General features: G+C 70.0%; 1 pseudogene. It reads right to left on the minus strand.

The features are described from left to right. A pseudogene (locus tag ACR9ZK_RS23115) lies at positions 1 to 140 on the minus strand (methylmalonyl-CoA mutase family protein); the annotation flags it as partial. Positions 141 to 243: the final 103 nt, after the last annotated feature.

Below are 243 nucleotides of genomic sequence, written 5' to 3' on the forward strand. Positions count from 1 at the left end.
GTCAGCTGCACCCCGGCGGTCTGCGTGTGGAACCGCAGCATCATCGACTTGGGGTTCGCCGCGCCGAACTGCTCCTTCATGATCCGGGCCCAGATCCGGCGGGCCGCCCGGAACTTGGCCACCTCCTCCAGCAGCTGTCTCTTATACACATCTCCGAGCCCACGAGACGGAGCTACATCTGGGGTGGCGGCTTTTGTTTGGAGGGGGGGGGGGGGGGGGGGGGGGGGGGGGGGGGGGGGGGGG

The organism is Monashia sp. HAY1-5C (genome assembly GCF_056755255.1).